Raw genomic sequence first — 22,719 nt, forward strand, 5'->3', positions numbered from 1 at the left:
GTGGAGTGCGCTCTAGGCAACACCGGTCCGGGGACACGCCCGGCCGGTCATGCGCACACGCGGGGCGGGCGCCCGCCCCGCGTGTGCGCATGGAGGAGCTCGACTCCTAGACCTTGGATCCGGTCTCAGCCGGCCCGGTCCTGCGGACGTGCAGCACGCTGCCGTCCAGGGGCAGTGGTGTGCGGTCCACCAGGGTGAGGCCCGCGTCGGCGAACAGCCGGGCGTAGTGGTCGGCGCGCCGTTCGCGGCCTCCGACGTTGCACATCATGTGCAGGTCCCATGCCGTGGCCAGCGAGGCCGAGCCGTCGGCGGGCAGGACGCGTTCGACGACGAGCAGATCGGCGGTGTCGGTCATCGCACGGGCGCAGTGGCGCAGGATCTCGCGGCAGCGGTCGTCGTCCCAGTCGTGCAGGACGCGCGACAGGACGTACACGTCGGCGCCCGCGGGTACGTCCGCGAAGTCGCCCGCCCTGAAGGCGCACCGCTCCGTGTGGCCGGCCGCGCCGAGGAGGCGGCGGGCGGTCTCGACGGTGTGCGGGCGTTCGAGGAGGACGCCGTGCAGGCGGGGGTGTGCGGAAAGGATTCGTCCGAGCAACTCCCCGTTGCCGCCCGCGATGTCGACCACGGTGGCCCCTTCGGCCGCCGCCGCGGTGAGGACCGGGTGGGCGGGCAGCGGGTCGAACATCCGTGAACCGGCGGCCATCGACCGGTCGAAGAGTTCGGCGAGTTCGGGATCACGGGCGAAGTGGTCGAAGTGGTTCTCGCCGAAGCGCTGCTCGAAGGCGACCTGTCCGGTGCGCACGGTGTGGTCGAGCCCGGCGAAGGACTCGTAGAACGGTCCCCCGTACATCAGCGCCAGCGCCCGCATCGACCCCTCGGCGTCCGCGCGCAGCAGGGTGCCGGTGTCCGTGAGCCGGAAACCGTCGCGGTCCTCGCTCACCACGCCCAGCATGGCGAGATAGCGCAGCAGGGTGGCCAGGTTCGGTGCGGAGGCACCGACGTCCCGCGCCAGTTCGGCCACGCCGACGGCCCGTTTCCCGTCCATCGCGTTCCCGTCCATCGCGTCGGCCACGTCGAGGCGTACGAACGCGGCCAGGGCCTGTGTCGTCCACGCCCCGGTCAGCAGGCGCAGCAGGGTCTCGGCGGGCTGGCGCGCGCGGTGCTCGTCGAGGTGGGCGGCGAGGACGTCACGGTGGTCGCCGGGGACGTACAGCTCCACGCGCCGGTAGCCGGCCTTGGCCTCGGCGGGCGCGGTGAAGTAGAACACCGTGCCGTTCTCGTGCGGGTTGTAGCCGCCGCCGTCCGGCACGGCGCCGTACCGCCCGAAGGCCGCGCACAGGCCGCGCAGCACCAGCGGGTCCGGCGTCTCGACCTCGAAGGCGACATGCGCCTCGTGCTGCCGCTCCCGCTCGTACGCGGCGACCGTGTCGAGGTCCGAGGCCGGCGGCACGGTCAGCGTGAACACCTCGACCCAGCGCCGCGCCCCGTCCCGGCACACCACCGCGGGGCGCAGGATGCCGACGTCGAGCTCCGCCGCACTCCGCTTGTGCCGTACGGCGAGACGCTCGCGCACGATGACACTCGGCCGCGGCGGCGCGTCCGCGACGAGCCCGCAGTCGGCGAGCGTGGCGTCCAGCGCCGCCTCGTCGGGCGGGAAGACGAGCAGCGCCGCGTGCGAGAAGCCGCAGCGCTCCGCCAGGGCCCGCAGCTCCGGGCCGTCGAGCCCGGGAAGCAGGAGCCGGAGCAGCGTGGCGGTGTCCTGTTCCTTGACGAAGTCGACCGTCGCGCGCAGGCGGGACGTATCGCCCGACAATGTCGTGATCATTGCGGGGGGATCCTCATTCCGGGGTTCGGATGCACGCATACGGACGTACGCGTGCCGGTGTTACGCGTGCGGGTGTACGGGGTGTACGGGGTGGACGTGGGTGCGGGGCCGTGGGTGCGGGCTCAGGGGCGCCGGGTTCGGGGAGGTGACGCGGCTATACGCCGACGTAGTGCTCGGCGAACCAGTCCTGGTGGCTGCGTGAGGTGCGCAGCGAGGTGAGGCGGGAGCGGCGCAGGGAGTTGTGGAACAGCGACTCGCCGTCCGCGCCGGACGGGCCGTGCAGCAGCCCGATCATCCAGTGCGAGAACTCCTGCGCACGCCAGATGTGCGTCAGACACCGCGCCGAGTAGGCGTCGAGGCCTTTGGAGTCCCCAACGACGAGGTCGTCGATCAAGGCCTCGGCCAGGACCGCCGCTTCGAGGACCGCCAGATTGGCGCCCTTCGCGGCGGACGGGCTGATCAGACCGGCGGCGTCACCCACGAGGAACAGCGCGCCGTGGCGCAGCGGTTCGAGCACGTCGGACTCCAGGTCGACGACGGAACGCTGCACGATCCGCCCGCGGCGCAGCGGGCCGTACTCCCGTGCCCGCATCCGCAGTTCCAGCTCGTCCCAGATCCGCTCCTCGGACCAGGCGTCGGCCGGGGTGCCGCGCTCGCACTGCAGGTAGTAGCGGGTGACCTCGCTGGTGCGGGCCATGTGCCCGGCGAACCCGCGCTCGTGCGCCGCGTATCCGACGGCGTCCAGACTGGGCGGCGCCTCGGCGAGCAGACCGAGCCAGGTGACGCCGTGATCGCGGTGGTGGCGGACCGTGCCGGCCGGCAGCGAACGCCGGGCCGCGCCGTGCCGCCCGTCGCAGCCGGCCACGTACCGAGCCCGCCACAGCCCGGGCCGCCCGTCGGCCTCACGCACGGCCACTTCCGGCCGCTCACTGTCGGCGTCGCGCACGGCCACGGCCTCGGTGCCGAAACGGATCTGTCCGCCGCGTGCCAGGAACCGCGTCAACAGGTCCGTCACCAGCTCCTGTTGGGGGTAGACGGTGTGCTGCTCCCGCTGCCCGAGCCCGCTGTAGTCCAGCCGGAACCGGCCGTCCTCGGTACGGAACTCGCAGGTGCTGTGCATCTGCCCGCGCCGCCGCAGCCCCTCGGCGAGACCGTGCTCCTCCAGGATCCGCACGGTGTTGGCGGCCAGGAACCCGGCCCGTGCCCGCGTCTGCACCTGCGCGCGCTCGGCCCGCTCCAGGACGACGCAGTCGATCCCCCGGTCCACAAGGACGTTACCGAGCACGAGCCCGGCCGGCCCGGCCCCGAGGACGACCACATCGGTCGCGTTTTCGGCCGGTCGCCGCCGACTCTTCCCGTCTGTCACGGAACCAGATATTAAGTAGCCTAAAACCGGTTGTCTCACCGAAATCACCTGAATGCCTGGATCGAACGGCAAGATCACCACACCGGACAGGTGTGGGGTGTATTGACCCCCAGCGCCGCCCGCGGCACTGCCGGCAGGACTGCGGCATCACTGCATTGCCGCACCTTTCGCGCACCTTCCGCGCACCGTTCGCGGGCCTTCCGCGGCGCCGATATTGGGTACGCCGTTCGGGCATCCACCACTACGGTGTCGGCCCATGAGAACCCCCGGTGCGGATCCGTCACTCTGGCGCGACCGCCGGTTCGTGCTGCTGTTCTCGGCCCGTACGGTCTCGGTGCTGGGGAACGCCTTCGCGCGGGTGGCGCTGGCGTTCGCGGTCCTGGCGCTGCCGGGGGCCGGTCCCGGCCGGCTGTCGCTGGTGCTGGCCTGTCAGGCGCTGCCGCAGCTGGTGTTCATCCTGGTCGGGGGTGTGATCGCGGACCGGGTGTCGCGTTCGCGGCTCATGGTGGTGTCCGACCTCCTCGGGGCCGCCTCCTACGCGGGCCTGGCCGTGATGGTGCTGACCGGGCACGCGCCGCTGACGGCGATGTGCCTCCTTGCCGTCGTGGCGGGGACGGCGACCGCCCTGTTCGCACCGGCGATGACGGGTGTGGTGCCGCTGATCGTGCCCGCGTCGCGGCTCCAACAGGCCAACGGCGTACTGCAGATGGGGACCAACACCTCCATGCTGCTGGGCCTCGCGCTGTCGGGCGTGACCGTCGCGTTCGCCGGCGCAGGCTGGGCACTGGCCCTCAACGCGGCCTCCTTCGCCCTCAGCGCGCTCCTCATCAGGGGGCTGAGGGTGACGGCCCGCCCGAGGAAGGCGTCCTCCGGCTGGGCCGATCTGCGGGACGGCTGGCGGGAGTTCGCCTCCCGGCAGTGGCTGTGGGCCGTGGTCGTCCAGTACGCGTTCGTAGTGGCGGCCCTCAACGCCAACGTCGGCGTGCTCGGTCCCCTGGTGGCCGAGGAGCACTTCGGCGGGGCGCGCGCCTGGTCACTGATCGTCGCCGCGCAGGCGCTGGGCACGATCGCGGGGGCGGGCCTGGCCGCCCGGGTCCGCGTCTCCCGGCCCGTACTCGTGGCGGTCCTGGCCACGTTCCCGGCCGCCGCACCGATCGCCCTGCTCGCGCTGCGTGCGCCTCTCTGGACGGTGGCCCTGGCGATGTTCTGCGCGGGCGTCTCCTCGGACGTCTTCAGCGTCCTGTGGACCACGACCCTCCACCGCGAGATCCCCGAACAGATCATCTCCCGCGTCAGCTCGTACGAATGGCTCGGCTCCCTCGCCTTCGCCCCGCTTGGCCTCCTGGCCGCGGGGCCGCTTGCTTCGGCGGTGGGCACGGGGGTGGCTCTGGCGGGGTGTTCGGCGATTGTGGTGGGGGCTACGGCGCTGGCGCTGCTGTCACCTCAGGTCCGGTCGCTGCGTGCGCCGGAGAGCCACGGGGGTACGGAGGCGGGGGCATCGGCCTCGCCTCGGGAGGCGCCCAGCGCGGCGTCGGAGGGATGAGTTCCCTCGGGAGGGGCCAGGCATTCTGAACACCTCGGCGGGCGCAGGAATCACTTCAGGGACACGCTCAGGGCGTACAGCCTGGTGACCTGTTTCGGGTTGCTGTTGTTGTCGCTGATCAGATAGAGCAGGCGGCGGCCACGGTGTTCCCCCTCGGTGAGGCGGCCGCCGAGGGCCATGCCCTCCACGTTGTCGAGGAGCGGGTTCGGCTGGGTCTGCCCCTCGGGTGCCTTCAGGTCTCCGGAGGGGCAGTCGGCCAGGTCGAGTACGAGCCGCTTGTTCTCGGTGGCGAAGGTGTCGGGGAGTTCGTCGGTCAGGTACTTGACCTTCGTGACGTCCTTCATGCCGGTGAGTGTGACGTCGTAGACGCGGATCGTGTTGCCCATTCCCGCGGCGTACGTGCGCTCCAGTGCGAGCAGCCGGTCGGTGTCGACCGCGACGAGTTCCGCCAGATAGGCGCCCGCGTCGGCCTCGTACGCGTACTGGCCGTCGAGGGCGTACGAGCGGCCCGGTGAGCCTGCGTAGCGCTGGATGCGCAACAGGTTGCGGCCCGCCGAGTCGCCGTCGCCGGCGAGCGGCCCTTCGAGGCCCGTGTAGAGGTGGCGGCCGTCCGACGTGGCGGTCAGGGACTCGACGTTGCGGTTTCCGTCGGCCCGCCCTCCGGACGGGATGCTCCGCCAGGGGCCGGGGACGGGCAGGGTGCCCAGTTCCTTGCCGTCCGCGATCCGGAACCGATGGATCGCCGAGTCCCGCTCCGCGCTGATCAGCACGGTGTCGGTGCCCTTCTCGACGACCAGGCCCTCACCGTCGAAGCCTCGCTTGTACGGGGTGCCGTCCTTGCGTTTGAGGGTCCGGATCCCCTTGCCGCTCTCGGGATCGGGATCAAGGTGGTCGGGTGTGCCGAGCGCGACGTGGAACATCCGGCCCGGGTCGTTGTCGGCCAGCACCCACGCGTGGGCCGGTCCGTCGAGCGTGATCGCGGACAGGCCGTCCAGGCGGGCACGCTGGTACTTCGGGTCGCCGAACTTGCCCAGGGCGTCGGAGACGCTCAGCAGCGACGCGGTCTCCGAGCAGGGCCCGACCGCCTTGTCGGCCGGCCACCAGATCAGGGCCCCCGCCGTCGTGAGAGCCGCGACCACCGCCACCGCGGCGGCCACGAGGTAGCCGCGCCGCCTGCGCCTGGGTGCGGTCGGTGCCCCTTCGGACGGCGGCGGGACGGCCTGCGCGACGTGCTGCCGGTTCTTGACGAAGAGCAGCGAGCCGATCCCGTTGCGGTCCTGCAGTTCGGGCTGCGGCCGCCTCTTGCGCTGCAGACTGGTGCGGACATGGTGGAAGACCCTGCCCAGGGGCAGCACCTCCGGATCGCCCGGGATGCCGTGCCCCAGGATGTTCACGAGTTCACCCGTGAAGGCCGTGCACTCCTCGCCCCGGGGGGACAGCGCCAGTCGGTTCGCGGCGGAGGCCGCCACCACGTACGACCCCTCGACGTCGTTCATGAGGGCCGTGACCTGCAGGGTCCCCACGGCGGACATTCCGTCGAGCGCCCTGCCGCTGTAGCAGCAGTCCAGCACCACGATGCGACGCTTGGCTGAGCCGTTGTCGCGAATGGCGCGGCGCAGCCATTCGTAGGGCACCGCCCCGTCGATCTCCCCGGGTTCCGTTCCGGGAAGCGTCAGATAGAGACCACCGTCCGAGTGGTCGATGAAGCCGTGGCCCGCGTAGTAGACGATCAGTGTGTCCTGCGCGGCTGCGGCTGCCTTGCGGACCGGGCCGATCAGCTCCTGCTGCGTCGCCGGATTGGACACGACCTGGCACGACTCCCGGGGTACGCCCCAGATGCCCGGGTCCGTCAACGCCTCTTCGAGCCGTGTGAGGTTGTTCCGTACGGCCCGCAGCGGATCCAGGGCGGTGTACGCGTCGACCCCGATCAGCACGCAGGCCGAACGCGCTGGATCGATCCGGGAGTTGGTCTCTCCGGTCATCGGTCCCCGTCCCGGTCCTCCAAGGCACGCAGGAGTGCCTCGGCGTCGTCGAGACGGCCGTCGGGGAGAGTGATCTTTACTCCATCGCGCTCGATGACCATCGTCGAACGGGGTGCGTGGCCATGCCGCCATGCCGCGATCGCCACTGCAAGACTGCCGAGCTGCAGCGCGGTGTCCAGGACGACCGCGATGGCCTCGAAGCCGGCCCCCATCGTGTCGGTGTCCGGCTCCTCGGGTCCCGAGCCGACCATCGCGACCTCGACGACCCCCCTCAACTCCCGCTCGTCGCACAGCCACTTGTAGAGGGAACGCCGCTCGGTGTCGTGCCGAGTCCCGCCCATCGTGATCCGGATCTCCATGACGCCCAAGCATCACGTCAGAGGCGGTACGACGGGCCGGAAACATGGCGCGGATACCTCGTCCGGATGGCAGATCGGGCGAGTTGGGGTCCGGCCCGGGGCCACGACCTAGAGTGCGCCCGAACCGCTCACGACTCGGTGATGAGGGCGAGGAAGGCGGACCATGTCATGGGGGTGACCGCGAGGGTGGAGGCGGTGGGGGTTTTGGAGTCGCGGATGTGGATGGTGGTGGGGGTGGCGGGGGCGGTCTGGGCTATGGCTATCTCGACGCATTCGCCCTGGTTACCGCTGTAGCTGCTCTTGGTCCACTGCACAGCGAGCTCTACGCATTCGCCCTCGCTGCCGCTGTAGCTGCTCTTGAACCAGTCGAGGTCTGTGCTCATAGCTCCCGCGCCACCTCTTCGATCAGCTTCGCGGACTCCTCGGGAGTGAGGGCCTGCGCCCGCAGAATGCCATATTTGCCGAACAGGTCTCCCAGGTCGGGCTGTTCGCTCACGAAGTAGCCGCCCCGGTGCCCTTCGAGGTAGGCGAGCTGGAGACGCTCGGTTGTCTCCAGCAGGATCATGGGGCCGTTCAGTCCGGCGTGCGTCTGCCGGTCGTGCGGCATGACCTGAACTTCGACGTGGCGGAGTCGGCCGATGGCGAGGACGTGGTGCAGTTGCTCCTTCAGCGTCGCCGGGCCGCCCAACGGCCGTGTGAGCGTGTTCTGTTCGAGTACGTAGCTGACGCTCGGCGAGGGCTTGCGCTCGAAGAGCTGCTGCCGCTCCAACCGGGATGCGACCCGCTTCTCGATTTCGTCGTCGTCCAGGGTCGGGTAGCGATTGCAGGTGTAGACAGCCCGTGCGTACGCCTCGGTCTGGAGCGAACCCGGGATCAGATGGGTCTGGTACACGTGCAGCGCGGAGGCTTTCCTCTCCTCCGCCAGGTAGTCCTCGGTCCAGGGCCGGAGTCCGCTGTCTCCGAACTCCTTCTCCGCCAACACCAGTAGTGCACCTTGTGCACCCAACACCTGGTCCGCGGTCTCGACCAGCTTGCCCTTGGGCGGTCGCTCGCCACGCTCCACCATGGCCACTTGTGACTTGGAATACCCGACGTGACCGCCGAGCCCTTCCTGCGTCATCCCGGCCCGTTCGCGGTGGAACCGCAGCAGCACACCGAAGGACTCCGACCCGCGTTCACTGGAGTGCACAACGACCTCCCCAAGTGCACAGAGGTGCACGGACCTTGCGTAACCCTGGTCACAGTATGTGACGGCCCGTAAGCATTTGCTCCATGAACCCGAAAACTTCCCCCGGTACCGTCCACGCCTGGATCCCCGCCTCCGGTCACGGACTCCGTCACGCCGGTATCCACTTCGACGCCGTACGCATCGCGGGCGTACTCGCAGAGCAAGTGGCGTACGAGCTGATGCAGTTCACGGACTTTCAGGCGGGCCCGATCGTCCGGGAGGCGACGGGGCACCGGTACATGTACTTCCTGTTGCCCCCGCAAAGTGTCACCGGCTACCGCTGGCCCGCCGGGGCGCGCGCCCTGGGCCGGGACGCGCGGGGATGGGCGTACGTGGGGGTGCCCGCGTTGGGTGGGCTGACCTGGCCGTTGGAGTGGCGGTCGGAGCCGACGGCCGAAGTGCCGTTCGTGGAGGCGGGGTTGCTGCATGAAGTGGTGGGTCGCTTGATCGGTGTTGTACGGTGACCGCGACATCACACTCCGTACGCGTCCGTGTACGGAGCGGTCCCCGGAGGTGCTACCAACACCGACCGAGGACCTTCACTCCTAGTGGATGGACGTCCACCAGAGATGCTTCGGCATGCTATCGCGCCGGTTCGGCGTTACACGAAGGCCTCGCACGACGTCGTACGGCACTCGCGGCTCAACAGTGACGCGAAGGTACTGCTGCTGTACGTACAGGGGCTCCCCGAGTCCGAGGCCGCCGCCCCCAAGCCGCTCAGCGAACACGCGGCCAGGCTGGGGCTGAAGGGCCGGGCCTATCAGAAGGCCAAGCAACTCCTCGCCGACTGCGGTTACTTGCACGAGTGGCGTGAGCAGGGAGCGCGGGGCCGCTGGGTCACGGAACAACTCCTCGCCAATGTCACCCTCACGCGTGACGAGGCGTCCCGGGCCAGAGAGGGAGGGGCGGGCGCGGACGGCGACGACTGCGTACCGAGTGGGCGTCCGCCGACGGTCGGTCGGCCGGGGGAGCGGACGGTCGGTGACTCTCCCCAGACAGAAGACTCGGGAGAGAAAGACCTTCCCCACCCACCACCCCAAGACCGCCGGGCTCCGGATGCCGACGAAGCCGCTGTCGCTATCGGCGAGGAACCCGAACCCGAGGCGGAATCCAGGTCCGAGGCGGGACCCGGGTCCGCCCCCGCTTCTGCCCCCGAACTCGCGGAGGCAGAAGGGGTGTTGCTGTCACTGCGCCACGCGCACCGTGACCTGCTCCTCGGCGTTCGCGAAGCCCGTCTCCTCGCCGACGCGGCAGCGGAGTGGCTGCGACGGGGCGTCTCGGCACCGGACCTCCGCCGCGCCCTGACGACCGGCCTCCCGGCGGACGGCATCCGCTCGGCGGTCGGCTTCCTGCGCCACCGCCTGATCCAGAAGCTCCCGGCGGCGAGGCGTCAGGTGACTCCCACCCCACCGCCCGAGCGGACGGCGATCCCGGCCCGGCGGAGCCTGGTGACCTGCCCCGGCCCCGGCGCCGAACACGTCTTCCGCCCCCGCAACGACGAAACCCACTGCCTCCGTTGCCGCACGGCCGCCGCGTTCGAGGCGACACTCCGACTTCAGCCGCTCTCGGAGCCGTGGCGGACGCGCGTACAGGAGTGTGCGGCCGGTGCGTAGCGCGTCATACGCTGCTGCCGCAGCCCGGAAGGCGGCCTCGGAGAGGAGCAGGGACATGGCGGCATGGAGCGAGATCCTTCAGGAGGCCCGCGAGGCCGTCGGTTTCACCGGGCCCGTGGTTCCGCGCAACCTTGAGGGGATCCGCGCGGCCCTCCGCTCCGACCGGCTGCCGGACCTCGACACCGAGCTGGCGACCCTCTCGGAAGGATCCGCCTTCGAGGCGTTCCTCGACCACTGGTGGACGCAGTCTCTCGCCGACAGGGCCACCGACGCGGACGCCAAGGCCCTTGCCATCGACTTCGCCGACCTGGCGATCGCGCTGCGAGCCAAAGCCGCAGGGGGCAGCGGTACATACACACAGGCCGAAGTCGAGGACATGCTGAAGGGCAAGGCCTCATGAGGCTCACCATCATCTGGGAACCCGCCGCGGCGGCCGGCCTGCGACGCCTCAAGTCGCGCGACGGAGATGCCGTCAAGCCGCTGGTCCAGGCGATCAACTCCCTCGCTCTCCAACCCGAGCCGCCCGAGAGCAGCAAGCTGGGCGGCACCATCTGCGGCGGCTACGGGTGGGTGCGTACCGAGTCACGTACGAGATCGATGGCGCACGAGTGGCGATCAAGGTGCTGATGGTGGGGCGGACGCAGGTGTGACGGTTGCGGGAGCGGCACGTCAGGCCGCCGGACCTACTCCGGCAGGTCGCTGTCCCCGCCCAGGTTCGCTATCACCCGGCGCAGAACGTCGAGCGTGGCCACGTACTCGTCCTCGGTGATCCCGGCATGTGTCTGCTCGTGGGCCCGGAGGTTGCGCTCCTTGGCGCGGATGCGGCCGGCCTCTCCCGCCTCGGTGAGGGTGAGGGCGCCTGCGGTGTCCTCCGTCGTCCAGCCGCGGTCCGCCAGGTCGGCGAAGACCTCGGTGAAGTCGATGCCCTGCTCGTCGTAGCGGGTGAGCTTGGCGGTGAGTTCGGCGCGGGTCCAGTGGGCTGGGGACGCGGCGACGTGGTTGAGGATCCACCAGTGGGGCTGGGTGAGCGACTCCGTCGCCAGCTCCTTGCGGATCCGGCCCACCACCTCACGATGGGCGGCGCCCGTCCAGTAACCGATGGGCTGGGCGGCGAGCTGCTGACGGGGGTACGGGGTGAGCTGCTGTGTGGTCATGGGCCGACCGTAGGAGCTCAAGTTTGGTTGAGGTCAAGAGTGCGCCGAGGTGTCAGCCCCGGGGGAACTCGTCCGTCTTGAGGGTGAGGTCGAGGACCGTGCCTGTCATGTCGACGTCCGCGCCGTAGGCGAGGGAGAGCTTGCTGATGTACTCCCCGTCCCTGGGCTGCGTGAAGAGGTGGCACTTGCCCTGGTACGGATCGGCGATGAGGTAGGCGGGGATCTCGGCGAGGGCGTACGCGGTCCTCTTGGGGCCGTAGTCGTTCTTGGCCCTGTGGGGATCGACGACTTCCGCGATGAACTCGACGTCCTGGTGGTGCCAACGGCCCTCGGCATCCGCTTCGGACCCATCGCGCAGCTTTGCCACGTCCGGGGCGAAGCCGTTCAGATGGCCGGGGAAGTCGATGCGTACGTCCGAGAAGAGCTGGACGCCGTCGCCGAACCTGGCTGTGAGTGTCCTGAGAATGGCGAGAGTGGTTTCCCAGTGGATGTCGAGATGTGGCGCGATATAGATCGCTCCCTCGACGATCTCGCCCTTGTACCCCTCGGGGACGGGCACCTGGTCGAACAGCTTGTCCAGGGTCCGGGCGTTGGCGTCCGACATCGTGGGGCTCCTCCCCGGCCGCCCTCGGGCGAGTTCGGCCATGCAGCCAACGACACGCACGGTGACCAGGCCACGCCCCGATTCGGTCAGTCGCTTTCGGTCTCGTACGACGCGCCCACGTCCCACGCCTGATGCATCGCCTCGGCGAAGGAGGCCGCCAGTTTGTGTTCGCCGGAGGCGTTGGGGTGGGTGCCGTCGTATGTGTCGTGCGTGATGTCGTACGAGGGCGGGACCGAGGCCAGGAGGAGGGGGGACGCGGGCTCGTCCAGGTCCGCGACCGTCTTGGCGAGGAGCTCATTGAAGAGGCCGACCTCGCGGGCGAAGGGCGCGTCCGTCTCCGCCCTGGTGTTCGGGATCACCGGGAGGAGGACCATCGCCACGCGGGGGTTCGCCGAGCGGGCCTCGGCGATGAAGGTGCGGGCGTTCTCCGCCGTCTGGGCGGCGTTCGTGTAGAAGCCCAGGTCGATCAGGCCGAGGGAGACGAGAAGGACGTCCGCGCGTGACTTGCGGACCGCGTCCGCGATCAGCGGGGTCAGGTGGTGCCAGCCCTCGCCCCACCCCGCCAGATGCGCGAGGGGAAAGTCCCGGTCGGCGTACTCGTACGAGTCGGCGGTCTCCGTGGCCTTGTCGTAGAGCGTCTCGCGAGGGCCGACGATCTTGAAGGGGCCGCCGTACGTCGCGCGCAGGTGCTGCCACATCCGGTAACGCCAAGTGTGTTCACCCGCGCTTCCGATGGTCATGGAATCGCCGACGGGCATGAACCTGAGCATCCGCTCATCATGGACGATCAGCGGAAGAGGCAGGGTGTGAGGCTGGACACGCCCGCTGAACCGGCGGCGGGGATGGCAGGCTTGGGGCATGCGTCGCTCGCTTGCGTTCCTTTTCGGGGCCCTCCTCGCCGGGGTGCTCGTCGCGCCCGCCGTTGCCGCCGACAGCGCCGGTTCGGAGGGGGCGGACGGGTTCACGATCAAGGACCCCCGCATCACCGAGTCCAGCGGGCTCGTCGCGTCCCGCGCCCACCCCGGCATCTACTGGACCCACAACGACAGCGACGACGGCGCCTTCCTCTACGCCGTCGACAGCAAGACCGGCGAGACCGTCGCCACGGTCACCATGACGGGCGTCGGCCGGCCCCGGGACGTCGAGGCCATCTCCATGGGCCCGAACGGCCATCTCTACGTCGGCGACATCGGCGACAACCTCGGCGGCACCTGGGACCACGTCTGGATCTACGAGCTGCCCGAGCCGAAGCAGCTCAAGAACCAGACCGTCCGCGCCACGCAGTACGACGTGAAGTACGCCGACGGGGCGCGGGACGCCGAGGCGCTGATGGTCCACCCGAAGACCGGGCGCGTCTACATCGTCTCGAAGAACGAGGACGGGGGAGGGCTGTACGAGGGACCCGCCAAGCTCACCCCCTCCGGCACCAACACCTTCAAGCGCATCGGTGCCATCGACCTCTGGGTCACCGACGGCGCCTTCTCCCCCGACGGCAAGCAGCTCGCCGTACGCGGCTACTTCGGCGGCCTCGCCTACGACTGGAACGGCGGCAAGGTGAAGAAGGAGGGGCGGCTGAGCGTGCCGCTCCAGGGCCAGGGCGAGTCGATGGCGTACACCCCCGACGGATCCACACTGCTGTACGGGAGCGAGGGCTCGGGCAGTTCGGTGGAGCCGGGGAACGTGCCGGGCGGGGGCGGCGGAGACGGCAAGTCGCCTTCCGGGGAAGGCGGTTCGGCCGACGGGGGCGGGGGCGGCGACGGGATGAATGCCGATATCAAGATGGGGGCCGTTGCGTTGGTGGTCGCCCTGGCCGTCATCTACGGGCTCAAGCGGTTGCTGCGGCGCGACTAGCGCTCCTCGGGCCGCAGGGTGGGCGAGGGCCGCCGGACAGTGCGGGCCGGGCCGGTTGTGGCTGGTCGTGCAGTTCTCCGCGCCCACTGAAGGGAGCGCCCTCAGCGGGCGCCCCTGTGCTCCACCAGTGCCTCCAGGCCGTCCAGGATCCGCTCCAGGCCGAAGGTGAAGTGGTCGAAGTCGGGGCCGAAGGCCTCCGCGGAGAGCGCGGCCATCACGGGGTAGCGGCCACCGGCCATGACCTTCTCCAGGACGGGGCCCTGGGCGGCCCAGAACTCGGCGTCGGTCAGGCCCGTCCGGCGTTCCGCCTCCTGCGTGTACAGCTGGGAGCGGGCGGCTCCGATGACGTACGCGTCGATCATGATGACCACCGAGACCAGCTCCGGGTCGCTCAGGCCCATGGGTTTGATCTGGGAGATCACCTTCTCCATGCCGTCGATGGCGCTCGGGCCGAGGACCGGGCGGGACTGGTTGACCTGCAGCAGCCAGGGGTGGCGCTGGTAGAGGGCGAGGCTCTCGCGGCCGAGCGCCTCCAGGGCCGAGCGCCAGTCGTCGCCGAAGGCCGACGTGTCGTCGCCCGGGCGCTGGACGCGGTCCAGCATGAGGTCGAGCAGCTCGCCCTTGCCGGGGACGTACCGGTAGAGGGACATCGTGCCGGTGCCGAGCTCCGTGGAGAGCCGGCGCATCGAGACGGCCTCCAGGCCCTCCGTGTCCGCGATCCGGACCGCCGCTTCCACGATCCGGTCGAGCGTGAGGCCCGGCTTGGGCCCGCGACTGCGGCGGGGGCCCGTGTCCCACAGCAGGTGGAGGGTGCGGACGATGTCTCCGCTCCCGCTGGTCTCCGTGCCGCCCGAGCCGCTTGTCATGGACCCCAGAATAATCCCTTGGACCAAAACTGGGTACGGTGTACTCTCAATGGGGTACGGCGTACTCAGTTTCAGGGATGAGCTTCGGGAATGGGCCTCGGGAATGGGCTTCAGGGGACGGGTTTCAGGGATGGGGGAGTGCTGTGAGCGGATACGCGGTGCGGGCCGAGGGGCTTGAGAAGAGGTACGGGGAGAAGCGGGCCCTCGACGGGTTCGACCTGGCCGTGCGGGAGGGCACGGTGCACGGCCTGCTCGGGCCGAACGGCGCGGGCAAGACGACCGCCGTCCGCATCCTCTCCACGCTGGTGAAGCTGGACGGGGGAAGCGCCCGGGTGGCGGGCCTGGATGTCGCACGGCAGCCGCGTGAGGTCCGGGCCCGGATCGGGCTCACCGGTCAGTACGCGGCGGTGGACGAGGTGCTGACCGGCCGGCAGAACCTGGAGATGTTCGGGCGGCTCTTCCACCTGGGCGGGCGCCGGGCGCGGCTGCGGGCGGGCGAGCTGCTGGAGCAGTTCGACCTGACCGACGCCGCGGACAAGGGAGTCGGGAAGTACAGCGGCGGCATGCGGCGGCGCCTCGACCTCGCCGCGTCGATGATCCTCACCCCGCGCGTGCTGTTCCTGGACGAGCCGACGACCGGCCTCGACCCGCGCGGCCGGGGTGAAGTCTGGGACTCCGTACGGGCGTTGGTCACCGGCGGCACCACCGTGCTGCTGACCACGCAGTATCTGGAGGAGGCCGACAAGCTCGCCTCGCACATCACCGTGATCGACCAGGGGCGGTCCATCGCCGACGACACCCCGGACGGGCTGAAGAGCACGGTGGGCGGCGACCGGATCGAGGTCGTCGTCGCCGAGCGGGCCGACATCGCGCGGGCGGTGAAGGTCGTCGCCCGCGTCTCGGACGGTGAACCGGAGTCGGACGAGACCGAGTTGAGGGTGCACGCGCCCGTGACCGACCGGGTCGCGGCCCTCACCGAGGTGGCCCGCACCCTCCAGGACGAGGGCGTGCGCGTGGAGGACATCGGCCTGCGCAGGCCGAGCCTCGACGACGTGTTCCTGCGCCTGACGGGCCACCGCACGGACGTGCCGAACGAGAAGGAGGCGGCGTGACCACCCTCGACCCGACCGCACAGGTCACCCCCGACTCGTCCACGCAGAGCGACCACGGCCGCGCGTACTGGGCGCTCGCCGACTGCTGGAACGTCGTCCGGCGCGGGCTCACCCACTACCAGCGCCAACCCATCAACATCGCCTGGCAGTTGGGCTTCCCGATCCTGTCCGTGCTGCTGTACGGGTACGTGTTCGGCAGTGCGATGCAGGTGCCGGGCGGCGGCGACTACCGGGACTTCCTGATGCCCGGCATGTTCGTGATGACGATGGCCTTCGGGTTCATCAACACAGCGACACTCGTCGTGTACGACTCCACCAAGGGCGTCATCGACCGGTTCCGCTCCATGCCGATGGCGCCGTCCGCGGTCGTCGCCGGGCGCGGGGTCACCGATCTCATCGTCGCCTGCGCGGAGTTGACGATCCTGATGCTCACCGCGGTCGCCATGGGCTGGCGGCCCGACGGTGGCTTCGGCTTCCTGGGGGCCTTCGCGCTGCTGCTGTGGCTGCGGTTCGCGCTGATCTGGCTCGGGGTGTGGCTCGGGCTGCTCGTACCCAACCCGGAGGCGGCCGGCGGCCTGTTCGCGGTCGCGTTCCCGCTGACGATGATCTCCAGCATCTTCGTCGCCCCGCAGCTCATGCCGGACTGGCTCGGCCATGTGGCGGCCTGGAACCCGATCTCGTCGACGGCCGCGGCGACCCGCGAACTGTTCGGCACACCGGTGGGCAGCGGCGACTCGTGGGTCGAGCAGCACGCACTGCTGATGGCGGGCGTGTGGCCGCTGGTCCTCACGCTGATCTTCGTTCCGCTGGCGGTACGGAGGTTCCAGAAGCTCAGCAAGTAGTGGTTGGTCGCGGTCGGCCTAAGTCTGCGCCAGACGGTCGCAGTTGTGCGGCTACGGGGGGCGCGGCGACGGGGCTTGCGGTGTTCGGGACTCAAGTGTCCCGAACACCGCACACCTCCTTGACGTGTCCACGCAGGATCCCTTCCATGGGGATGTGCGGTGTGGTGGGAGCGCTCCCACCCGTTCCGGGCCCGCGCCTCCCGAGAGGAAGCAGCGACATGTTCCGCAGCTTGCGAAGAGCGCTGTGTGCTGCCGCCGCGGCGCTCCTGTTGATCCTGGCCGGTGTCGGTGCGCAGACGGTCCACGCGGACCCGGCGGCTCCCGAGGACCGGGCGGCCAGGGCGGCGGCCCCCGGAGCGGGCTACTGGCACACCAGCGGCCGGCAGATGATGGACGCGGCCGGCCAGCCCGTACGGATCGCCGGCATCAACTGGTTCGGCTTCGAGACCGCCAACTACACCCCCCACGGCCTCTGGGCGCGCGACTACAAGAGCATGATCGACCAGATGAAGTCGCTGGGCTACAACACCATCCGGCTGCCGTACAGCGACGACCTCTTCAAGAGCGGCACCGTCCCCAACAGCATCGACTTCTCCGGCGGCAAGAACGCCGACCTCCAGGGCCTCGGCTCCCTCCAGATCATGGACAGGATCGTGGCGTACGCGGGTCAGGGCGGCCTCAAGGTCGTACTGGACCGGCATCGTCCGGACGCGGCCGGCCAGTCGGCGCTCTGGTACACCTCCGCGGTCCCGGAGTCGACGTGGATCGCCAACCTCAAGGCGCTGGCGACTCGCTACAAGGGCAACTCCACGGTGGTCGGCATCGACCTCCACAACGAGCCGCACGATCCGGCCTGTTGGGGCTGCGGCGACACGACGAGGGACTGGCGTCTGGCCGCCCAGCGTGCCGGCAACGCGGTCCTCTCCGTCAACCCCGATCTGCTGATCTTCGTGGAGGGCGTGCAGACGTTCAACGGCGTGTCGGGCTGGTGGGGCGGCAACCTGATGGGCGTCGCCCAGTACCCCGTCCAGCTGGACGTCCCGAACCGGGTCGTCTACTCGGCCCACGACTACGCCACGAGCGTCGCCCAGCAGAGCTGGTTCAGCGATCCGTCCTTCCCCGCCAACATGCCCGGCATCTGGGACAAGTACTGGGGCTACATCTTCAAGCAGAACATCGCACCGGTGTGGGTGGGCGAGTTCGGCACGACACTCCAGTCGACGATCGACCAGAAGTGGCTTGCCGCGCTGGTGAGTTACCTCCGGCCGACCGGAACGTATGGCGCCGACAGCATCTCCTGGACCTTCTGGTCCTGGAACCCCAACTCCGGCGACACGGGCGGGATCCTGAAGGACGACTGGACGACCGTGGACACGGTGAAGGACGGATACCTGGCGAGCGTGAAGGCGCCGGGTTTTCCGAGCGGCGGGGGCGATCCGGGTGACCCCGGCGACCCGGGAGGGGGTACGGCGGCCTGCACCGCCGCCTACACCGTCAGCAGCGACTGGGGCGGCGGCTTCAACGCCGAGGTGAAGGTGACCAATTCGGGCACCGTGGCCCTCAAGTCCTGGAAGACCACGTGGACTTGGCCCGGCGCCCAGAAGGTCACCAGCATGTGGAACGCGTCGTACACGCAGAGCGGTTCGACGGTGATCGCGTCGAACGCCGACCACAACGGGGCGCTGGCGGTGGGCGGTTCGGCGAGCTTCGGGTTCGGGGGCGCGCCGGGAGGCGGGGGTGCGCCGACGGTGAGCTGCACGGCGACGTGAGAGGGGCGGGGTGACATAGGCAGGGGCGCCCGGCACGATTGCCGTGCCGGGCGCCCCAGTTGCCGTAAGAACGACGGTTGCAGCGTGTCGCTTAAGGCTTCTCGCTTACAGCTTCTCGATCACGTAGTCGATGCACTTCGTGAGGGACTCGATGTCCGCCGGGTCGATCGCGGGGAACATGGCGACGCGGAGCTGGTTGCGGCCGAGCTTGCGGTAGGGCTCGGTGTCGACGATGCCGTTGGCACGCAGGACCTTGGCGACGGCGGACGCGTCGACGTCGTCGGTGAAGTCGATCGTGCCGATGACCTGCGAGCGCTTGGCCGGGTCGGTGACGAACGGGTTCGCGTACTTGACGTCCTCGGCCCAGCCGTACAGCGTCCGCGCGGAGGTCGCCGTGCGGCGGACCGACCAGTCGAGGCCGCCCTGGCCGTTGATCCACTCCAGCTGGTCGTTCAGCAGGAAGAGGGTCGCGAGGGCCGGGGTGTTGTACGTCTGGTTCTTGCGGGAGTTGTCGATCGCCGTGGGCAGGCTGAAGAACTCCGGGACGTGGCGCCCGCTCGCGTGGACGCGCTCGGCGCGCTCGATGGCGGCCGGGGAGAAGATTGCGATCCACAGGCCGCCGTCCGCGGCGAAGGACTTCTGCGGGGCGAAGTAGTAGACGTCCGTCTCGGCGATGTCGACGGGCAGGCCGCCCGCGCCGCTCGTCGCGTCCACGAGGACGAGGGAGCCCTCGTCGGCGCCCGCGACGCGCTTGACCGGGGCCGCGACACCCGTGGAGGTCTCGTTGTGCGTGAGGGCGTAGACGTCCACGCCCGACTGGGCGAGCGGCTCCGGGTGGGTGCCCGGCTCGGAGGTGATGACGTCCGGGTCGGCGAGCCAGGGGGCGAGCTTGGCGGCCTTCGCGAACTTCGAGCTGAACTCACCGAAGGTGAGGTGCTGCGACTTGTTCTCGATCAGGCCGTGCGTCGCGACGTCCCAGAACGCGGTGGAGCCGCCGTTGCCGAGGACGACCTCGTAGCCCTCGGGGAGCTGGAACAGGTCGCGCACTCCCTCGCGGACCTTCCCCACGAGGTTCTTCACCGGGGCCTGGCGGTGGGACGTCCCCATCAGGGACGTGCCGGTCGCGGCGAGCGCGGTGAGCGACTCCGTACGCACCTTGGAGGGGCCCGCGCCGAAACGGCCGTCGGCGGGCTTGAGGTCAGCGGGGATCTGGATATCAGCCACGACGGGAGCGTATCCGTTTCCGGAAACGTGGGTGAAACGTCGTCCGGCCGGTGAGACGAGGTGTCCATGAGTGTCATGTCAGGGTGCCGGCCACCAGCGCCAGCACGGCGATGAGCAGGGTGAGGGCGCCGCCGAAGGCGATTCCGGCGCGGAGCAGCGCGGCGGGCGCGGAGGCTCCGTCCCAGCGGGCGAGCAGGCCGGCGGTGACAGCGGCCAGCAGGGCGAGCAGGAAGACGGCGAGCAGGGCCAGGGTCAGTAGAGCCAGGTGCGTGGGCGAGGTGGTCATGAGGGCCTCTTCCGTTCCGTGAGCGGGGCGATGGAAGGAAGGTGGCCGAAGTCGCGTACGGCGGCGTTCGGATGGACAAAGATGAACGGGCTTGAACAACGGGGGCGGCGCTGTCCGTGGAGGGGGCCGGAGTGGCGGCGAGTGAGAGCCGACAGGAAGCGCTGGCGGAGCTGAAGGAGCGGCTGCGGACTCTGCGGGTGCGGCGACGGTTGTCGATGACCGCCTTGCCGCTGCGGGCGGGGCTGGGACGCACCACGGTCAGCCAGGCACTGAACGGCACCGGCATGCCCAGCGAGGCGACCGTCGTGGCACTCGCGGCGGCTCTGAAGACGGATGCCGAACCGCTGCTGCGGCTGAGGGCCCGCGCGCTGCCTCCCACCGCGCGTGTCGCGACGGCGGACGACTCGGATTCGTCTGTGGATTCGGCTTCGGTTTCGGATCCGCAGACGCGGTTCGAGAACTGGTACCGGCACTATCTGGAACAGCGCTATGGGCAGCTGTCGGTGATCGGACTGGATCTGTCCCGGCCGGAGCGTGCCTGCTGGCCGCTGGACGCCGCCTATCTCAGCCTGGAACTCGCCACCTCTGTCCGCGGAGTCGAGCCCACCGACAGCCGGGGCGGAATGGGCGCCGGAGGCCGAGGGCTGGAGGTGCGGGTGGAGCGGGCCGAGCAGGCCCTGGCCGGACAGCGGCGAACCCTTGTTCGGGGGCTGGCCGGAAGCGGTAAGACCACCCTGCTGCAGTGGCTCGCCGTGTCCACCGCACGCCGCAGCCTGCCGCCCGAGTTGGCCCACCTGGAGGGGTGCCTGCCGTTCGTCCTGCCGCTGCGGACCCTCGTACGCCGTGGCGAGTTGCCCGCCCCGCACGAATACCTGACCGCGGTCGGCTGCCCGCGCGACAGCGCCCAGCCGTCGAACTGGGCCGACCGCGCGCTGATCGACGGCCGAGCCCTGCTGCTCATCGACGGCCTCGACGAAGTCCCCCAGGCCCAGCGGGCCAAGACCCGGCAGTGGCTGCGCGAACTGCTCGCCGCCTACCCGCAGGCCGCCTATCTGGTGACCACCCGGCCTTCCGCCGTACCCGAGGGCTGGCTCGCAGACAGCGGATTCACCGAACTGACCGTACGGCCCATGAGCACCCGGGACGTGTCGGTGTTCGTCACCCGCTGGCACACCGCGGCCGCCTCCAACGCCACCACCGATCAGGAACGGGCCCACCTGGCCACCCTGGAGGAGACGCTCAAGGACACGGTGCGCTCCCAGCGGGACCTGGCACGCCTGACCACCACACCGCTGCTGTGCGCGCTGGTCTGTGCCCTGCATCGCGACCGGCGGGGCCACCTGCCGCACGGCCGGATGGCGCTGTACGAAGCCGCCCTGTCCATGCTGATGCACCGCCGTGACCGCGAGCGCGACATCGAGGCGCCCGAGGGGCTCAGCCTCACCGAGCACCAGAGCGTCCAGCTCCTACAGCGCCTGGCCTACTGGCTCATCCGCAACGGCCAGACCGAACTCGACCACGACACGGCACGCGCGCTCGTCGACGACGCCCTGCCCGCCATGCCGCACATCGCACAGCAGGCCGATGCCGACGGTGTCCTCACGCACCTGCTCGCCCGCTCCGGGCTGTTACGGCAGCCCACCGCCGAAACCATCGACTTCGTCCACCGCACCTTCCAGGACTACCTCGGCGCCAAAGCCGCCATCGAGGCACGCGACATCCCTCTGCTGGTCCGTCACGCCCATGACGATCAGTGGGAGGACGTCCTGCGTATGGCCGTGGCCCACGCACGTCCCCATGAACGCGCAAGCCTGCTGCGCCGCTTGGTCACCCGCGGCGACCGCACCCCCAAGCACCGCACCCGCTTGCACCTGCTGGCCACGGCCTGCCTGGAACACGCGACCGAGCTCGACCCGGCCGTCCGCGAGGATGTTCAGCAGCGCACGGCTGCTCTCCTGCCTCCGCGGAGCCATGATGAAGCCCTCACCCTGGCCGCGGTCGGCCCGGTCATCCTCGATCTGCTCCCTGGCCCTGAAGGTCTGGAGGACGACGAGGCCGAAGCCGTTGTCACTACGGCCGGCCGCATCGGCGGCGACGCGGCTCTCACGGTCATGAAGAAGTTCCGCGCCAGCGCAGACGTCGGCGTTCAGTCCAGGCTGCATGCCGACTGGAGCCACTTTGACACCGAGGACTACGCCCGCGAAGTCCTTGCCCACATACCAGGCTTCCGCAATATGTCGGTTCGTTCAGCCGAACAACTTGCGGCGCTCCATCACCTGCGCACTCCCCAGGCTGTCACCTTCACCGGAAACTTCACGGGCAGCGAGATTGCCGGCGCGATCAGGCCGGAGGAACTTCAGGTGCTGAGTGTCATTGAGAACTCTGTGCTGGACAACCTGGACTTCCTCCACGCGTACACGTCTCTGACCGACATCTCCTTTCACCAGTGCCCGAACGTCGTGGACCTGACACCACTGGCCGGTACGCCCGTCAGCACCCTCAATCTCTTCGAGTGTGACGTGGCAGGCATTGACGACCTACGGGGCCTGACCCACCTGACAAGCTTGGGCCTCGAATTGGAGCTCCCGCACCGGAACCTCGAAGCACTGCCGGTCGGCGCAGATCTCACGAACCTGTGGCTCGGCGTCAACTCCTGCGAACATCTCCGCACGCTTGAGGGCATCACCCGCTGGCCCCACCTGACCACCCTGAACCTGTGTGGCCCCGTGGACGGCTTCTCCCAGATATCGGCATTGCCCGAGCTCAACTACCTCATGCTGCAGGTCAGCGCCGGCCTGTCCATGCTTGCCGATCTCCCGCCTACCCAACAGATCGAGGAGTTCTGGCTGGGATACTGGAACGCAGACGACGACCTTGCCATCGTGGCCAGGGCGCTTCCCAATCTCAAAAAGCTGACGATCAGCTGCTACAAGCACCGGCAGGTAGACCTCACTCCGCTGCGCGGCATGGCCGACCTCTCCATAACCATCAACCGGGCAGACGAAGTCCTCGGCACCGAGCACTTCCCACTCGGCGCCGTCATCCGAAAGCCCCGCCCGCGTAACTGAACTGCTCGTGCCCGTCCGGCGTTCGCG

The 22,719-nt window shown here is 69.7% G+C and carries 22 protein-coding genes; 10 read left to right on the top strand and 12 right to left on the bottom strand.

The window, feature by feature from the left end; genetic code table 11:
- Positions 1-106: 106 nt before the first annotated feature.
- Together ACN20J_RS27910 and ACN20J_RS27915 are read right to left on the bottom strand one after the other, a co-directional pair.
- Positions 107-1,825: a methyltransferase gene (locus tag ACN20J_RS27910; RefSeq protein ID WP_419667048.1), complete on the bottom strand. Its 1,719-nt coding sequence runs from the start codon at positions 1,823-1,825 to the stop codon at positions 107-109.
- Between the two features lie 154 nt (positions 1,826-1,979).
- A complete protein-coding gene (locus tag ACN20J_RS27915) occupies positions 1,980-3,143 on the bottom strand; it encodes a 4-hydroxybenzoate 3-monooxygenase (protein WP_419668967.1) in 1,164 nt (387 codons plus the stop codon).
- 304 nt (positions 3,144-3,447) lie between these two features.
- Here ACN20J_RS27915 and ACN20J_RS27920 point away from each other — a divergent pair, with 304 nt between their 5' ends.
- The gene (locus ACN20J_RS27920) at positions 3,448-4,734 is read left to right on the top strand and encodes an MFS transporter (protein ID WP_419667049.1); all 1,287 of its coding nucleotides are present in this window, start codon (positions 3,448-3,450) and stop codon (positions 4,732-4,734) included.
- A 50-nt stretch (positions 4,735-4,784) separates the two neighbouring features.
- Here ACN20J_RS27920 and ACN20J_RS27925 read toward each other — a convergent pair whose 3' ends face one another.
- The 4 genes from ACN20J_RS27925 to ACN20J_RS27940 form a co-directional block, all read right to left on the bottom strand.
- Positions 4,785-6,716, bottom strand: coding sequence for a caspase, EACC1-associated type (locus ACN20J_RS27925; protein ID WP_419667050.1), 1,932 nt, complete (start codon positions 6,714-6,716; stop codon positions 4,785-4,787).
- Complete coding sequence (locus tag ACN20J_RS27930; protein WP_419667051.1) at positions 6,713-7,075, bottom strand: effector-associated constant component EACC1; 363 nt, start codon at positions 7,073-7,075, stop codon at positions 6,713-6,715. The genes ACN20J_RS27925 and ACN20J_RS27930 overlap by 4 nt, the downstream gene beginning before the upstream one ends.
- 128 nt (positions 7,076-7,203) lie before the next feature.
- The gene (locus ACN20J_RS27935) at positions 7,204-7,458 is read right to left on the bottom strand and encodes a DUF397 domain-containing protein (RefSeq protein ID WP_361997974.1); all 255 of its coding nucleotides are present in this window, start codon (positions 7,456-7,458) and stop codon (positions 7,204-7,206) included.
- Entirely contained in the window at positions 7,455-8,264 is an 810-nt protein-coding gene (locus tag ACN20J_RS27940) for a helix-turn-helix domain-containing protein (RefSeq protein ID WP_190228968.1), read from the bottom strand. The genes ACN20J_RS27935 and ACN20J_RS27940 overlap by 4 nt, the downstream gene beginning before the upstream one ends.
- 83 nt (positions 8,265-8,347) lie before the next feature.
- Between ACN20J_RS27940 and ACN20J_RS27945 the strand changes: the two genes are divergently transcribed.
- The 4 genes from ACN20J_RS27945 to ACN20J_RS27960 all read left to right on the top strand — a co-directional run bounded on the left by ACN20J_RS27945 (position 8,348) and on the right by ACN20J_RS27960 (position 10,543).
- Complete coding sequence (locus ACN20J_RS27945; protein ID WP_419667052.1) at positions 8,348-8,767, top strand: hypothetical protein; 420 nt, start codon at positions 8,348-8,350, stop codon at positions 8,765-8,767.
- A 105-nt stretch (positions 8,768-8,872) separates the two neighbouring features.
- The gene (locus tag ACN20J_RS27950; RefSeq protein ID WP_419667053.1) at positions 8,873-9,916 is read left to right on the top strand and encodes a hypothetical protein; all 1,044 of its coding nucleotides are present in this window, start codon (positions 8,873-8,875) and stop codon (positions 9,914-9,916) included.
- 55 nt (positions 9,917-9,971) lie between these two features.
- Positions 9,972-10,316: a hypothetical protein gene (locus tag ACN20J_RS27955; RefSeq protein ID WP_190228970.1), complete on the top strand. Its 345-nt coding sequence runs from the start codon at positions 9,972-9,974 to the stop codon at positions 10,314-10,316.
- A complete protein-coding gene (locus tag ACN20J_RS27960) occupies positions 10,313-10,543 on the top strand; it encodes a hypothetical protein (RefSeq protein ID WP_361918372.1) in 231 nt (76 codons plus the stop codon). Before ACN20J_RS27955 ends, ACN20J_RS27960 begins: the two co-directional genes overlap by 4 nt.
- A gap of 56 nt (positions 10,544-10,599) precedes the next feature.
- Here ACN20J_RS27960 and ACN20J_RS27965 read toward each other — a convergent pair whose 3' ends face one another.
- The 3 genes from ACN20J_RS27965 to ACN20J_RS27975 all read right to left on the bottom strand — a co-directional run bounded on the left by ACN20J_RS27965 (position 10,600) and on the right by ACN20J_RS27975 (position 12,444).
- A complete protein-coding gene (locus ACN20J_RS27965; RefSeq protein ID WP_419667054.1) occupies positions 10,600-11,070 on the bottom strand; it encodes a MarR family transcriptional regulator in 471 nt (156 codons plus the stop codon).
- 52 nt (positions 11,071-11,122) lie between these two features.
- Positions 11,123-11,674, bottom strand: a complete 552-nt coding sequence (locus ACN20J_RS27970; RefSeq protein WP_419667055.1) for a Uma2 family endonuclease — start codon at positions 11,672-11,674, stop codon at positions 11,123-11,125.
- Positions 11,675-11,760: 86 nt separating this feature from the next.
- Positions 11,761-12,444 carry an SGNH/GDSL hydrolase family protein gene (locus ACN20J_RS27975; RefSeq protein ID WP_190228974.1) on the bottom strand — a complete coding sequence of 228 codons (684 nt, stop codon included), beginning with the start codon at positions 12,442-12,444 and terminating at the stop codon, positions 11,761-11,763.
- A gap of 88 nt (positions 12,445-12,532) precedes the next feature.
- Here ACN20J_RS27975 and ACN20J_RS27980 point away from each other — a divergent pair, with 88 nt between their 5' ends.
- Positions 12,533-13,525, top strand: coding sequence for a WD40 repeat domain-containing protein (locus ACN20J_RS27980; RefSeq protein WP_189836883.1), 993 nt, complete (start codon positions 12,533-12,535; stop codon positions 13,523-13,525).
- A gap of 101 nt (positions 13,526-13,626) precedes the next feature.
- On the opposite strand, the gene ACN20J_RS27985 is transcribed toward ACN20J_RS27980, so the two are convergent.
- Complete coding sequence (locus ACN20J_RS27985) at positions 13,627-14,391, bottom strand: TetR/AcrR family transcriptional regulator (RefSeq protein ID WP_361892801.1); 765 nt, start codon at positions 14,389-14,391, stop codon at positions 13,627-13,629.
- A 143-nt stretch (positions 14,392-14,534) separates the two neighbouring features.
- On the opposite strand from ACN20J_RS27985, the gene ACN20J_RS27990 reads away from it, so the two are divergent.
- The 3 genes from ACN20J_RS27990 to ACN20J_RS28000 all read left to right on the top strand — a co-directional run bounded on the left by ACN20J_RS27990 (position 14,535) and on the right by ACN20J_RS28000 (position 18,114).
- Positions 14,535-15,503 (top strand): ATP-binding cassette domain-containing protein, encoded by a 969-nt coding sequence (locus ACN20J_RS27990; RefSeq protein ID WP_419667056.1) that lies wholly within the window; start codon positions 14,535-14,537, stop codon positions 15,501-15,503.
- Positions 15,500-16,345 (top strand): ABC transporter permease, encoded by an 846-nt coding sequence (locus tag ACN20J_RS27995; RefSeq protein WP_419667057.1) that lies wholly within the window; start codon positions 15,500-15,502, stop codon positions 16,343-16,345. The genes ACN20J_RS27990 and ACN20J_RS27995 overlap by 4 nt, the downstream gene beginning before the upstream one ends.
- 218 nt (positions 16,346-16,563) lie before the next feature.
- Positions 16,564-18,114 (top strand): cellulase family glycosylhydrolase, encoded by a 1,551-nt coding sequence (locus tag ACN20J_RS28000; RefSeq protein WP_419667058.1) that lies wholly within the window; start codon positions 16,564-16,566, stop codon positions 18,112-18,114.
- Positions 18,115-18,219: 105 nt separating this feature from the next.
- Here ACN20J_RS28000 and serC read toward each other — a convergent pair whose 3' ends face one another.
- On the bottom strand, positions 18,220-19,338 hold the full coding sequence (serC, locus tag ACN20J_RS28005) for a phosphoserine transaminase (RefSeq protein WP_189836888.1): 1,119 nt from the start codon (positions 19,336-19,338) through the stop codon (positions 18,220-18,222).
- 73 nt (positions 19,339-19,411) lie between these two features.
- Entirely contained in the window at positions 19,412-19,624 is a 213-nt protein-coding gene (locus tag ACN20J_RS28010; RefSeq protein WP_419667059.1) for a hypothetical protein, read from the bottom strand.
- Positions 19,625-19,755: 131 nt separating this feature from the next.
- On the opposite strand from ACN20J_RS28010, the gene ACN20J_RS28015 reads away from it, so the two are divergent.
- Positions 19,756-22,692 carry an NACHT domain-containing protein gene (locus ACN20J_RS28015; protein WP_419667060.1) on the top strand — a complete coding sequence of 979 codons (2,937 nt, stop codon included), beginning with the start codon at positions 19,756-19,758 and terminating at the stop codon, positions 22,690-22,692.
- The last annotated feature ends 27 nt before the right edge of the window (positions 22,693-22,719 follow it).

It is taken from the genome of Streptomyces sp. 2-1, from assembly GCF_048564895.1.
GTDB lineage: Bacteria > Actinomycetota > Actinomycetes > Streptomycetales > Streptomycetaceae > Streptomyces > Streptomyces phaeochromogenes.